Genomic DNA, 13,428 nt, shown 5'->3' with positions numbered 1-13,428 from the left:
ACGCCGAGGCACACGCCCCGGCCGCCGGGATCATGCCTCGCGGACGAACCGCAGGGAGCGCAGGCCCCGTTCGAGGTGCCAGTGCAGATAGGCCGAGACCAGCCCGTTGCCCTCCCGCACGTGCCGGGCCTCGGCCGCGTCCGCCGTCGCCCAGTCGCCGGTGAGCAGCGCGCCCAGCAGCAGCAGCGCCTCCGAGGACGGCACCACGCTGCCCGGCACCCGGCAGTCGACGCATATCGAGCCGCCGGCGGCGACCGAGAAGAACCGGTTCGGGCCCGGCAGCCCGCATCGGGCGCAGTCGGCGAAGCTGGGCGCGTACCCGCCCACCGCCAACGACCGCAGTAGGAAGGCGTCCAGCACCAGGCCGGGGGCGTGGCTGCCGGCGGCCAGCGTGCGCAGCCCGCCGACCAGCAGCAGATACTGCTGGACATTGGGCTCGCCCTCGTGGTCGGTGAAGCGCTCCGCCGTCTCCAGCATGGCGGTGCCGGCCGTGTAGCGGCCGTAGTCGGTGACGATGTTCTGCCCGTAGGGGGAGATGCCCTCGGTCTGGGTGCACAGCGGGAGGCTGCGGCCCACCAGCGTGCTGCCCCGGGAGAAGAACTGCACGTCGACATGGCTGAAGGGCTCCAGCCTGGCGCCGAACTTCGACTTGGTCCTGCGCACCCCGCGTGCCACCGCCCGCACCCGGCCGTGCCCCCGGGTGAGCAGGGTGATGATGCGGTCCGCCTCCCCGAGCTTCTGGGTGCGCAGCACAATGCCGTCGTCGCGGTACAGGGTCATGCCGGCCATTGTCCCCCGCGCGCGCCCGGCCGGACCGACCCGGTCGGCGGAGCGTGGCCGAGCGCCCCGTCGGCTCATCGGCGAAGGTGAAGGGGTGAGAGGTGACGGGGTGAACCGCCGCGCGGTGCGACGACCTCCGGGCAGGTCGCCGGACGGTGGATCCGACATCCCCGAGCTGGAGCCGCCGATCCGGATCGGTGGCTGGAACGTGTCCTGGATCTTCCCCGCGCTGCTGCTGGTCGGCGTCGTGGTGGCCGACTGGAACGCGTACGAGCATCTGCGGATCGTCACCTGGATCGCGCTGGCCCCGGTGTTCGCGGCGGTGATGTGCGGGGTGCTGACCACGATCGGCTTCGCGGTGGTGACCGTTGTCACCGCCGCCGTGCTGGAGCAGGTGCTGCACCACCGCTACCCGATCACGCTCAGCGACTTCCTGCTGGTGGCCACGGCGTCCGCGCTGTCCGTCGGCACCTCGGCGCTGCGGGTGCGGGCCTATCGGCAGGTGCGGCGTCTGGAGGACGCGGCCCAGGCGACGCGGCTCGCGGTGCTGCGTCCGATCCCGCCCAGGGTGGGCGGGGTGGAGACCGCCGACACCTATCTGGCGGCCGACCGGGCGGCCAAGGTGGGGGGCGACTTCTTCGACGTCCAGCCGACGCCGCACGGCGCCCGGGTGCTGCTGGGCGACGTCCAGGGGAAGGGCACCAGCGCGGTGGACGCGGCGGCGGCGCTGCTCAGCGCGTTCCGCGAGGCCGCCTACTACGAGGCGGACCTGGCCGTGGTGGCCGAGCGGCTGGAGAGCCGGATGCGCCGCCACAACCACTATGCGTCGCTGCTGGGCGAACGGGGCGAACGGTTCGCCACCGCCGTGCTGGTGGGCGTCCCGCCGCAGGACACCGGGTGGTTGGAACTGGTCAACTTCGGCCATGCCGGTCCGCTCGCCGTGACGGACGAACGGGTGTGGTCGCTGCCGGAGGCCGACGGCGCGCCGCTGGGCATGACCGAGCTGACGGGGGAGCTGCCGCCGGTGCGGCGGGTCGACTTCCCCGCCTCGGCGACGCTGCTGCTCTTCACCGACGGCGTCACCGAGGCACGGAACCCGAGCGGGGAGTTCCTGCCGCTGGTGGACGAGCTGCGCGGCGCCGTCGACACCTCTCCGGCGGCGCTGGTCACCCTGGTGGAGGAGGCGGTGCTACGGCACTCCAGGCGCCGTCTCACCGACGACACCGCGATCCTCGCCGTGCGCCGCGACCCCGACCCGCCGGCGGAGGGCGCCTCCTACGACTGATCCGCGGGGTGGCGAAAGTACTACCCGGGGTGATGAGTTGGGGTGCTGGCGGATTATGCTCCCGGACATGTCGGGACTGAGAGTGAGCGCGGCCGGCGGACCGGCCAGGCGGACCACCACGACTACGACCGCGATAGCGATAGCGCTCGCCGTGGGCGTGAGCGCGCTCAGCGGGTGCTCAAGCGGCGCGGGCTCCGGCCCGGGCGCCGAGGTGCTGGCCGCCCTGGCGGAGGCCAGTTACGAGGAGACGCCCCCGACCGGCATCACCTATGTGGACGCGGAACGGGCCCGTGAGCTGCTGGCCGAGGACGCCGAACGGTTCTCGTTCGTGGCCGAGTTGGGTACCCCGCCGCTCGGTCTGATGACCCTCCCCGAGCACCGTTACGGCCTCGACCCCGAGCTGGCCAGCCGCACCGTGACCGTAGGCTTCGCCGCGCCCTACGGCATCTGGGACGGCGAGTTCGACGCGGCGGCGATCGTCGACGAGCTGGCCGCCGACGGCTTCACCGAGCGGGAGACGGAGGCGGGAACGGTCTGGGTGCACCACGACCGGGGCATAGGGCTGCTGGTCACGGACGAGCGGATCCACTGGGGTGACGAGCAGCTGGACCCGGCCAGGACCGCCGCGTCCGGCGAGCCGGTCGCCGAACAGGACGCCTACCGGGATCTGGCCGCCTGCCTGGGCGATGTCTACCGGGCGGACTTCGTCGAGACCCGCGAGGACTCCGAGGTCGTCGCCTACGCCTACGGGCACCGGGCCGAATCGGCCACCGAGACCTCGACGGTGCTCTGCGCCGTGACCGAGAGCGACACCGCGGCCGACGAGGCCGCCGAGCGGCTGCGGGAGACGGTCGACGGCCGGCCGGACCAGTACCGGGACGCCGAGATCGAGCCGCTGGACCAGGACTCCCCCGGCGTCGTGGTGACCGTCCCCGACCAGCCGGACCAGCGCCCCGGGTGGCTACTCGGCCACATCCGTCTGGCCGAGGCCCTGACCCGCTCCTGACCCCGCCGGGTCGGCCCGCGCCGGGTCGGCCCGCGCCAGGTCAGCTCGCGCCAGGTCCGCCGGCGCCCGGGGTGACCAGGCCCGACTCGTAGGCGGCGATGACCAGTTGGGCGCGGTCCCTGGCGGCCAGCTTGCCCATCACCCGGCTGACATGGGTCTTCGCGGTGAGCGGGGACAGGCCGAGCGCGTCGGCGATCTCTGCGTTGTTGAGGCCACCGCCCACCAGGGTCAGCACCTGCCGCTCCCGCTCGGTGAGCCGGTCGAGGCCGGCGGCCGGCCGGGGCCCCGGCACGCCGGGGGCCCGCAGCGCGCGGGCGATCAGCCGCGCCGTCGGGCCCGGCGACAGCAGCGCCTCGCCGCCCGCCACGGTGTGGACGGCGGCCAGCAGCTCCGCCGGCCTGGTGTCCTTCACCAGGAACCCCGAGGCGCCGGCGCGCAGCGCGGCGAGCACATAGTCGTCGGTGTCATAGGTGGTCAGCACCAACACCCGGGCGCCGGCCGACCGTTCGTCGGCGACGATCAGCCGGGTCGCCTCGATACCGTCCAGATCGGGCATCCTGATGTCCATCAGCACCAGATCCGGCGCGGTCTCCCGGGCCAGCGCCACGGCCTGCCGGCCGGTGCCGGCCTCGCCGACCACCCGCATCCCCGGCGTGGCCGCGATCAGCAGGGCGAACGCCGAACGCACCAGATGCTGGTCGTCGGCGAGCAGCACATCGATCGTCCGCTCCCCGGGCGCGGTGTGCTCCGTCATGACCTGGCCCCCGCTGTCAGCGGCAGTTCGGCGGTGACCGCGAAGCCGTCGGCCGTGGGGCCGGCCGTCAGGGTGCCGCCGACGCCGCGCACCCGTTCGCGCATCCCGGCCAGGCCGAGGCCGGCGCCGCCGGGCGGGGCGGGCGGGGCCGCGCCGGGCGGCGGCCCCTCGTCGGCGACGGTCAGCCGCAGCGCGTCCGGATCGCGGCACAGCCGCACCCGTATCCGGACCCCAGGGCCGGCGTGCCGGACGGCGTTGGTCAGCGCCTCCTGGGTGACCCGGTAGGCGGCGCTGCTCACCAGCCCGGGCAGCGGGCCCGGCTCGGGCGGCAGCGCCAGCTCCACCAGCGCGCCGGACTCCTCGGCGGCGCGCACCAGATCGGGGATGCCGTCCACGCCGGGCAGCGGCCCCGGCGGCTCGTCCTCGTCGCCGCGCAACACCCGCAGAGTGTCCCGGAGTTCGGCACGGGCGTCCTGGCAGACCGCGTGGATCCCGTCCAGGGTGGCGACCAGCGTCGGCCGGTCCTGCCGCTCAGGGGCCGTGGTCAACAGATGGGAAGCGACGGAGGCGCGGACGCCGATCACGGTGATGCTGTGCGCCAGCAGATCGTGCAGATCGCGGGCGACCCGCAGCCGCTCCTCGGCGACCCGGCGGGCCGCCTCCTCCTCCCGGTCGCGTTCGGCGCGTTCGGCGCGGTCCCTGGCGGCGGCGAGCAGCCGGCGGTGCAGCCGGGCCACCTCGCCCAGCGCGATCACACAGAGCATCCAGCCGGAGATCCGCAGCAGCTTCAACGCGGGACCGCCACCGTTGCCCCGCCACACCACCAGCACCACCAGCAGCACCACCGCGCCCAGCAGCACCGTCCGCCGGCGCGGGCCGACGGCGGCCACCGTGTAGGCGGCGACCGCCGTCGCCACAAAGGGCGCCGCGTGCTGGTAGTCCAGCCGGTGGTAGACGGCGACCGGCGCCAGCACCACCAGCAGCACCGTCAGCGGGGCGCAGCGCCGCAGCACCAGCGGCAGCACCGCGCCGGCCAGCAGCGCCCAGCCGAGACCGTCCATCGGCCGGCCGTCGTGCTCCAGCAGCAGCACGACCGAGGCGCTCAACACGGCGAGCACCGCCGTCAGCAGGGCGTCCTCCGCCAGCACACGCCCCCGGCCCTCGGGGAGCGGCCGTCCTCGCAGCGAAACCATCCGCCTATCCTGTGGCATCGCGCGCGCCGGCACGAGCGGCGTGGGCGTCACGAGCGGCGCGGGCGTCGCGGGAGAGCGGCCCTGGCCACCAGACATGCCGGTCCAGCAGCCAACTCGCCGAGGTGACCAGGTAGGTGCGGACCAGGAAGGTGTCCAGCAGCACGCCGACCGCGACCACAAAGCCCATTTCGGCCATCACCACCAGTGGCATGGCGGCCAGCACACAGAACGTCGCCGCCAGCACCACCCCCGCCGAGGCGATCACGCCGCCCGTGGAGCGCAGCGCGTCCAGCGCCGCCCGCCGGGTGCCCGCCCCGCCGACGGCTTCCTCCCGCATCCGGTGCATCAGGAAGATGCCGTAGTCCACGCCCAGCGCCACGCAGAACACGAAGGACAGCAACGGCACCCCGGGGTCGAGCCCTTCGAAGCCGAAGACCGGGCCGAAGACCAGCCCGCCCAGGCCCAGCGCCGCGCCCCAGGAGGCGACCACGGCGGCCAGCAGCAGCACCGGCGCCACCAGGGCCCGCAACACCGCCGCGAGCACCAGCAGCACCGCGCCCAACACCAGCGGGATCACCAGGAGTTGGTCCCGCGCGCTGGCCGCCGCCAGATCCATCCCCTGGGCCGTGGGGCCGCCCACCAGCGCCTCCCCCTCGGGCAGCGTCGCCAACCGCTCCCGCAGCGCCTCGACGGTGTCCCGTTCGCCGGCCGACTCCGGTGGCGCGGAGGCGAACACCAGCAGCTCCCGCCAGCCGCCGCCCTCCCGGCCCCGCGTCACCTCGGCAACGCCGTCGGCGTCCTCGACCGCCGCCCGCGCCGCGTCCGCGTGCTCGGCCGTGGCGAGCACCACGATCGGCTGGCTGGCGCGCTCCGGATACGCCTCGGCGACCAGCTCCATCGCCCGCACCGACTCGGGCGTCTCGGTGAAGTTGTCCTGCTCGGCCAGCGGCCCCGGCAGCCGGAACGCGCCCAGCGCCAGGGCGCCGAGCAGCAGCGTGCCGGCGGCCAGGATGGTCGTCGGGCGCCGGCTGATCGAGGAGCCGAGCCTGGCGAACACGGAACCCCGTCCCCGCTCGGCCGGCGACGGGTCGCCGTACCTGGGGATCAGCGGCCAGAACACCCGCCGGCCGATCAGCACCAGCAGCGCGGGCAGCAGCGTCAGCATCACGGCCAACGCGCACAGCACGCCGACCGCGCCCACCGGGCCGAGGCCGCTGCTGCTGTTGAGGTCGGCGACGAGCAGGCAGAGCAGCCCGAGCGAGACCGTCCCCGAGGAGGCCAGCACGGCCGGGCCGCAGCCGCGCAGCGCCGCCAGCATCGCGTCGCCGGCGTCCGGCAGCCGCCGCAGCTCCTCCCGGTAACGGGACACCAGCAGCAGCGCGTAGTCGGTGCCGGCGCCGAAGATCAGCACCGTCATGATCGACGCCGACATGGTGGTGACCGTCAGATCGAACGCCCGCACAAGTCCGTAGACCAGGGCCATCGAGGTCAGCGCGGCCACCCCGACCGCGACCAGCGGCAGCAGGCAGAGCAGCGGACTGCGGTAGGTGACGATCAACAGCAGCGCCACCACCCCGGCGGTGGCCAGCATCAGGGTGAGATCGATCGTCTCGAAGACGGCCTCCGCGTCCACGCCCAGCGCGCCCGAGCCGCCGAGCGCCACCGTCAGCCCGTCGGGCGACCCGTCGATCAGCGCCCGGATCTCCGTCACCGCCTCGGTCTCCGCCTCCTCGTCCAGGGCGCCGATGGCGAACGGGTAGAGGGCGGTGCGGCCGTCCGCCGAGCGGATCCCCTCCCCGCCGTCGGTGCCGGCCAGCGGGTACTCCTCGGCGATGGCGGCCAGCTGCCGCCCGGCGAGCGCCGTGTCCTCGGCCGTGAGTCCGGCGTCCCGCTGGTGCACCAGCAGCAGATCCGTGGTGTCCCCGCCGGGCAGCACCTCGGCCAGCCTCGCGACCTCGGTGGACTCGGCGCTCTCCGGCAGATAGTCCACGCCGTCGTCCCGCTGCACCTCGCCCAGCCGGCCGCCGAACGGCAGCGCCAGCGCCAGCACCGCCAGCCAAAGCCCCAGCACCGCCCAGGGCAGCCGCCGGCGCCGCCGGGGCGGTGCCGGCGGCGTGGTCGTCCTCGGGGGGCTCGTGCCCAGTGCGCTCATCGTGAGGCTCCTCGGTGCGTCGAAACGGATGATCGAAACGGAGAACACGCCGCGTCCCGTCGGGGCGGCCGTTCCCAGACTTCCGCCCCCGACCAGCGCTTTCGTCGGCCCGGCGAGCGAGTTCGCGGCTACCCCCGGGGGAGGCTCCCGGCCCCCCGTACTCCCCCGGGAGTACGCCCGCCCGGCCGCCCGTCACCGTCTGTGAGAGATGTCTCGGATACTGGGACGGGGGGAGGCAACGTTCCGGAAGAGGACTACTGTGGTCCGCGCGATGCGAACCTGGACGCTTCTCCTCCTTAGCCGCCGCGGCGAGGGTCTGTAGCCCACAGACCGACCCCCTCCCCGCGGAGTTTGGCGTTGCCCGTCGGTCCTCTCGTCCGATAGCCCCTCAGGCACAAGGAGTTCCGTCGCTCATGAGCAGGCCCACGCCGCAGACCAACGCCACCGCCACCCAACAGCCGTCGGGCATGCCGGTGCACCGCTACCGCCCCTACGAGGCGGTGGACATCCCCGACCGCAGCTGGCCGAACAACCGGATCACCAGCGCGCCGCGCTGGCTCTCCACGGACCTGCGGGACGGCAACCAGGCCCTGATCGACCCGATGTCCCCGGCCCGCAAACGCGCCATGTTCGACCTGCTGGTACGCATGGGCTACAAGGAGATCGAGGTCGGCTTCCCGTCATCGGGGCAGACGGACTTCGACTTCGTCCGCTCCATCATCGAGGAGGGGGCGATCCCCGATGACGTCACCATCTCGGTGCTCACCCAGGCCAGGGAGGAGCTGATCCAGCGGACCGTCGAGTCCGTGGTCGGCGCCCACCGGGCCACCGTCCACCTCTACAACGCGACCGCGCCGACGTTCCGCCGCGTCGTCTTCCGGGGCGACCGGGACGCGGTGCGCGGGATCGCGGTGGACGGCACCCGGATGGTGATGGAGTACGCCGAGAAGCTGCTGGACGACCGCACCACCTTCGGCTACCAGTACAGCCCGGAGATCTTCACCGACACCGAGCTGGACTTCGCGCTGGAGATCTGCGAGAGCGTGATGGACGTCTGGCAGCCGGCCGAGGGCCGCGAGATCATCCTCAACCTGCCGGCCACCGTGGAGCGTTCCACCCCCTCCACCCACGCCGACCGCTTCGAGTGGATGGGCCGCCGGCTGTCGCGCCGCGAGTTCGTCTGCCTCTCGATCCACCCGCACAACGACCGGGGCACCGCCGTGGCCGCCGCCGAGCTGGCGCTGATGGCCGGCGCCGACCGCGTCGAGGGCTGCCTGTTCGGCCAGGGCGAGCGCACCGGCAACGTGGACCTGGTGACGCTGGGGATGAACCTCTTCTCCCAGGGCGTCGACCCACAGATCGACTTCTCCCAGATCGACGAGATCCGCCGCACCTGGGAGTACTGCAACCAGATGGAGGTCCACCCGCGCCACCCGTACGTGGGGGACCTGGTCTACACCGCCTTCTCCGGCTCCCACCAGGACGCCATCAAGAAGGGCTTCGACGCCATGGCCGCCCAGGCCGAGGCCGAGAACACCCCGCTGGAGAAGCTGACCTGGGACGTTCCCTATCTGCCGATCGACCCCAAGGACGTGGGCCGCTCCTACGAGGCCGTGATCCGGGTCAACTCCCAGTCCGGCAAGGGCGGCGTGTCCTATGTGCTGAAAACCGAGCACGCGCTGGACCTGCCGCGCCGGATGCAGGTGGAGTTCTCCCGCATCATCCAGGAGAAGACCGACGCCGAGGGCGGCGAGGTCACGCCCGCCGCCATCTGGGAGATCTTCTCCGACGAGTACCTGCCGACCGGCAGCGACGGCTGGGGCCGGATCGCGCTGCGCGACGCGCAGACCTCAAGCACCAACGACGGCGAGGACGCGCTCACCGTCGGCGCCGTGGTGGACGGCCGGAACACCACGCTGACGGGCACGGGTAACGGGCCGCTCGCCGCGTTCTTCGACGCGCTGACCGGCACCGGCGTGATCGGCGGCGACATCCGGCTGCTGGACTATGTCGAGCACACCATGAGCGAGGGCGCCGGCTCCCAGGCCGCCGCCTATATCGAATGCGCCATCGGCGACCGGGTGCTGTGGGGCGTCGGCATCGACGCCAACATCGTGCGCGCCTCGCTCAAGGCCGTGGTCTCCGCCGTCAACCGCGCGGCCCGCTGACGGCTGCCGCCGGGCAGCCACCGCGCTGCCCGGCCCCCGCCGCCGACCACTTCTTCTTCACGCGGTGCTGACGTAACCCGTCCGCTGTGGTTAACATCACGGACGCGGCAGTGTTGCCGGCGGGTTACGGAGGTACGACGTGGTGCACTCCCGGTTGGCCGGGGTCAGGACCGTCTGGCGGGTGACCGACGACGGGGACTTCTTCTGCGGCGCCTGCGGCGGCGACCGTTGCTATCAACGCCTCGACGGACGGCGCCGGTTGACGGTGCTCGGCATCCCGGTGCTGGGGCGCGGCCCCGCGGGCCCCGTGGTCGAATGTGTCTCCTGCCGCACCCGCTTCCCCGAACGGGCCCTCGCCCAACCCACCACCACCCGCCTCGGCACCCTGCTGCGCGAGGCCGTGCACTCGGTGGCGCTGGCCATGCTGGCCGCCGGCGGCACGGAGTCGGAGGCCACCCGCCGGGTCGCGCTCGAAGCGGTCAGGGACGCCGGCTTCCCCGACTGCTCGGAGGAGCGGCTGCTCGCCCTCCACGCGACGCTGGCCGCGCGCGGACTGCCCCTGGTGGCCAGGGAGATCTCCGACGGCATCGCGATGCTCACCCCGCATCTGGCCACCCCGGGCCGGGAGAGCCTGCTGCTGCGCGGCGCCCGGATCGCGCTGGCCGACGGGCCGTATCTGGAGGCCGAGAGCGGGATGCTCCGCAGGATCGGCGAGGCGCTGTGGCTGCCGCCGGCCGACACCACCCGCCTCCTCACCGCCGCCGCCACCCGCCCCCTCCCCGGCCCCTGACCGGCCGAACGGTGCCCTGACCGGGCGGGCGTTGCCCTGACCGGGTGGGCGTTGCCCTGACCGGGCAGGCCCGAGCGGTGCCCTGGCCGGGCAGGCCAAGCGGGAACTGCGACCGAACGAGCCAAGGCGGGCACCCCCGCCGAAACAGAACCCCGACCGGGCAGGGGCGAGCCGACCTTGAACGCCGGCCCCGAGCACGAGCACGGGCCGGAGGGGCAACCAGCCCTGACCTGGCGCAGCTGCGCCAGACGACCAACTGCCCCTGGCCGGGCAGGCGGAGCCCTGGCCGAAACAGAACCCTGGCCGGGCCGGCGCGAGCCGACCTTGAAGGCCGGCCCCGAGCACGGGCACGGGCCCGGAGGGCAACCAGCCCTGCCAGGGCAGGGTCATCCGCCGGGCGGTTCACCCCATCCGGGCAACTCCCCCCCACGACCGGGCGGGTCAGAGCGGAGCCCTGGCCGGGCGGGCCAAGCGGGAACTGCGACCGAACGAGCCAAGGCGGGCACCCCCGCCGAAACAGAACCCCGACCGGGCAGGGGCGAGCCGACCTTGAACGCCGGCCCCGGGCACGAGCACGGGCCGGAGGGGCAACCAGCCCTGACCGGGCGCAGCTGCGCCAGACGACCAACTGCCCCTGGCCGGGCAGGCGGAGCCCTGGCCGAAACGGAACCCTGGCCGGGCAGGCGCGAGCCGACCTTAAGGGCCAGCCCCGAGCACGGGCACGGGCCCGGAGGGCAACCAATCCTGCCGGGGGGCAGCTGCGCCTGGCGACCAACTGCCCCTGGCCGGGCAGGGGCGAGCCGACCTTGAGGGCCGGCCCGGGGCACGGGTCGGAGGGCAACCGGTGCTGGCGGGGGGCAGCTGGGCCGGGCGAACGACTGGCGGCGGTGGGCGGGTCGAGGCGAGGACCCCGCCGGGGAGGCCGGGGCCGAGCTGCAGCACCAACCCCGGGACGCCGGCACACCGGGAAGCCAAGCCGGGCGGGCCGCCCTGGTCAGGGGCAGACGCAACCGCGGGCGCACCAGGCTGGCGGATGAACGCGAGCCTCCCGCGCGGAGCGGGCATGCTCTCGCCCGTGGGTCCGGACGCGAATCGTCACGCCCCCGAAAGGACCGAACGGCCGAACGGCCGGCGTCCCCGGGCTGCCACCCACCGCCCGGTGGGTGCTGTGAAACCCCGCCCGGGCAGGGCCCCGCGAGGCTAGAAGCCGAGGCGGCGCAGTTGTTTGGGGTCGCGTTGCCAGTCCTTGGCGACCTTGACGTGAAGGTCGAGGAAGATCGGGGTGCCGAGCAGGGCCTCGATCTGGCGGCGGGCCTTGGTGCCGACGTCCTTGAGGCGTTGGCCCTTGGGGCCGATCACGATGCCCTTCTGGCTGGACCGCTCGATGAAGAGGTTGGCGTGCACATCCAGCAGGGGGCGGTCCGCCGGGCGGTCCTCGCGGGGCAGCATCTCCTCGACCACCACCGCGATGGAGTGCGGGAGTTCGTCCCTGACCCCTTCGAGCGCGGCCTCCCGGATCAGCTCGGCGATCATCACCAGCTCGGGCTCGTCGGTGAGATCGCCCTCCGGGTACAGCGGCGGGCCCTCGGGCAGCAGCGGCGCCAGCAGGTCGGCGAGCAGATCGACCTGCTCGCCGGCGACGGCGGAGACCGGGACGATCTCCGCCCATTCGATGCCCGCCTCCTTGCCCATCTGGTCGACGGCGATCAGCTGTTGGGTCAGCGTCTCGCGGTCCGCCAGATCGGTCTTGGTGACGATCGCGACCTTCGGCGTCCGCTTGACCTGCGCCAACTCCTTGGCGATAAAGCGGTCGCCGGGCCCGACCTTCTGGTCGGCGGGCAGGCAGAAGCCGATCACATCCACCTCGGCCCAGGTGGTGCGGACCACGTCGTTCAGCCGCTGGCCCAGCAGGGTGCGCGGCTTGTGCAGCCCGGGGGTGTCCACCAGGACGAGTTGCGCGTCCTCGCGGTGCACGATGCCGCGCACGGTGTGCCGGGTGGTCTGGGGCCTGCTGGAGGTGATGGCGACCTTGGTGCCGACCAGGGCGTTGGTGAGGGTCGACTTGCCGGCGTTGGGGCGGCCGACGAAGCAGGCGAAGCCCGACCGGTGCTCGGCGGCCGACGGCGCGGCGGAACTGGGGGAGGTTGGGGAGTTCATCAGGCGGCGATCGTCGCACGAACGGCGCCGTCGGGGCCAGCCAGCAGCACGGGGGTGCCGGCGCCGCCGAGGTCACGGACGGCCGCGAGGTCGTCGTCCGCCGGGGCGTCGGCCGGGGACACCACGGCCGCCGCCTCCAGGGAACGGGCGCCGCTGGCGACCGCCATCGCCACGGCGGTGCGCAGCGCGCTCAGCCGCAGCGACTCCAGGGCGACCGTGCTCGCGACATAGGTGCGGCCGGTCTCGTCGCGCACCGCCGCGCCCTCGGCCGCGCCGTTGCGCGCCCTGGCGCTCCGCGCCAGCGTGATGATCTTGCGGTCTTCCGGGCCGGGTTCACCGGCGCCCGGCTCCTGGGGGGCAACGCCGTCAGTCATGCCCCGAGCTTAAGCGGTGCGCGACGGGCGACGTCCGGGCAGTCCGGCCTCAGAGCCGGGTGGTGCCCGGCTGGTCGGTCCTCGGCTGGGGGGTGTTGCCCTCGATCACCTCGGTCAGCTTGTCGATCGCGCGCTCCGCGATCCTGGTGACGCTGCCGGTGTCCGGGCCCTCCCGGCCGGCCTGGGCGACGCGGATGGTGTGCGCGCCCACGCGGGCGATCACCACCTCGACGATCACCGGGGTGCCGGCCGTCTCGCCGTCCAGCCTGCGGTTGTAGCGCTGGGCGCCGCACTCGTCGCCCAGCGCCTCGGGATCGTCGCGCGGCTCCTCGTCGTAGGCGACGGTGACGGCGCCTTCGGCCGGGCCCTCCTCCGCGTGGAAGGTGCCGCATTCGGCGGCCGTCGCCCGGAACGCGGACAGCGCGGTGCCGGCCGCGCCCTCGCTGTCGTGGGCGGTGACGACGGTGGTGACGAACGGGCCGGTGGCCGACTTGGCGAAGCCGGCGCGTTGGCTGCCGTCGGCGCCGCTGTCGAACAGCTCGCGGCAGCCGTTCTCGCTGGGCCTCGGCACGCCGAAGCCACGTTCGGCGGCGGCCTCCTCGCTGTCGCTGGCCCAGCCCTCGGGGAAGTCCACCGGATCGAGCAGGGCCGCCCGAAGCTGGCTCTCGCCCAGGGCGTCGGAGGCCGCCGGCTGTCCTGGGGCGAGCCCCAGGCTGAGCGCGGCGAGCCCGGCGACCGTGACCGTCCTCAGATGCGGGTTCATGGCTCC

11 protein-coding genes are annotated in these 13,428 nt (G+C 73.8%); 4 read left to right on the top strand and 7 right to left on the bottom strand.

The features are described 5' to 3' along the window. Window positions 1-30: 30 nt before the first annotated feature. Window positions 31-780: a DNA repair protein RecO gene (gene recO / locus AOM46_RS02810; protein ID WP_062205051.1), complete on the bottom strand. Its 750-nt coding sequence runs from the start codon at window positions 778-780 to the stop codon at window positions 31-33. A 124-nt stretch (window positions 781-904) separates the two neighbouring features. Here recO and AOM46_RS02805 point away from each other — a divergent pair, with 124 nt between their 5' ends. Further along, entirely contained in the window at window positions 905-2,065 is a 1,161-nt protein-coding gene (locus tag AOM46_RS02805) for a PP2C family protein-serine/threonine phosphatase (RefSeq protein ID WP_234313598.1), read from the top strand. Window positions 2,066-2,132: 67 nt separating this feature from the next. Then, window positions 2,133-3,071 carry a hypothetical protein gene (locus tag AOM46_RS02800; protein WP_158920214.1) on the top strand — a complete coding sequence of 313 codons (939 nt, stop codon included), beginning with the start codon at window positions 2,133-2,135 and terminating at the stop codon, window positions 3,069-3,071. A gap of 40 nt (window positions 3,072-3,111) precedes the next feature. On the opposite strand, the gene AOM46_RS02795 is transcribed toward AOM46_RS02800, so the two are convergent. Genes AOM46_RS02795 through AOM46_RS02785 form a run of 3 tightly spaced genes read right to left on the bottom strand, consistent with a single transcriptional unit; the run spans window position 3,112 to window position 7,170 of the window. After that, window positions 3,112-3,825, bottom strand: coding sequence for a response regulator transcription factor (locus AOM46_RS02795; RefSeq protein ID WP_062205042.1), 714 nt, complete (start codon window positions 3,823-3,825; stop codon window positions 3,112-3,114). After that, window positions 3,822-5,018 carry a sensor histidine kinase gene (locus AOM46_RS02790; protein WP_062205039.1) on the bottom strand — a complete coding sequence of 399 codons (1,197 nt, stop codon included), beginning with the start codon at window positions 5,016-5,018 and terminating at the stop codon, window positions 3,822-3,824. The genes AOM46_RS02795 and AOM46_RS02790 overlap by 4 nt, the downstream gene beginning before the upstream one ends. A gap of 4 nt (window positions 5,019-5,022) precedes the next feature. After that, window positions 5,023-7,170 carry an MMPL family transporter gene (locus tag AOM46_RS02785; protein ID WP_062205036.1) on the bottom strand — a complete coding sequence of 716 codons (2,148 nt, stop codon included), beginning with the start codon at window positions 7,168-7,170 and terminating at the stop codon, window positions 5,023-5,025. 413 nt (window positions 7,171-7,583) lie between these two features. Between AOM46_RS02785 and leuA the strand changes: the two genes are divergently transcribed. Both leuA and AOM46_RS02775 read left to right on the top strand, forming a co-directional pair. Continuing rightward, the gene (leuA, locus tag AOM46_RS02780; RefSeq protein WP_062205033.1) at window positions 7,584-9,338 is read left to right on the top strand and encodes a 2-isopropylmalate synthase; all 1,755 of its coding nucleotides are present in this window, start codon (window positions 7,584-7,586) and stop codon (window positions 9,336-9,338) included. Between the two features lie 139 nt (window positions 9,339-9,477). Continuing rightward, window positions 9,478-10,128, top strand: a complete 651-nt coding sequence (locus tag AOM46_RS02775; protein ID WP_062205030.1) for a TerB family tellurite resistance protein — start codon at window positions 9,478-9,480, stop codon at window positions 10,126-10,128. A gap of 1,200 nt (window positions 10,129-11,328) precedes the next feature. On the opposite strand, the gene era is transcribed toward AOM46_RS02775, so the two are convergent. From era to AOM46_RS02760, 3 genes are read right to left on the bottom strand one after another with little or no spacing between them, the layout of a single operon-like run. After that, window positions 11,329-12,285, bottom strand: a complete 957-nt coding sequence (gene era, locus AOM46_RS02770; protein WP_062205028.1) for a GTPase Era — start codon at window positions 12,283-12,285, stop codon at window positions 11,329-11,331. Continuing rightward, the gene (locus AOM46_RS02765) at window positions 12,285-12,659 is read right to left on the bottom strand and encodes a hypothetical protein (protein ID WP_062205026.1); all 375 of its coding nucleotides are present in this window, start codon (window positions 12,657-12,659) and stop codon (window positions 12,285-12,287) included. The genes era and AOM46_RS02765 overlap by 1 nt, the downstream gene beginning before the upstream one ends. Window positions 12,660-12,708: 49 nt before the next feature. Beyond that, window positions 12,709-13,422: a hypothetical protein gene (locus AOM46_RS02760; protein ID WP_062205024.1), complete on the bottom strand. Its 714-nt coding sequence runs from the start codon at window positions 13,420-13,422 to the stop codon at window positions 12,709-12,711. Window positions 13,423-13,428: the final 6 nt, after the last annotated feature.

The organism is Streptomyces sp. NBRC 109706 (assembly GCF_000974485.1).
Taxonomy (GTDB): domain Bacteria; phylum Actinomycetota; class Actinomycetes; order Streptomycetales; family Streptomycetaceae; genus Streptomyces.
The sequence above is the reverse complement of the archived record's forward strand: the minus strand, read 5'-3'. Positions and strand labels throughout refer to the sequence as shown.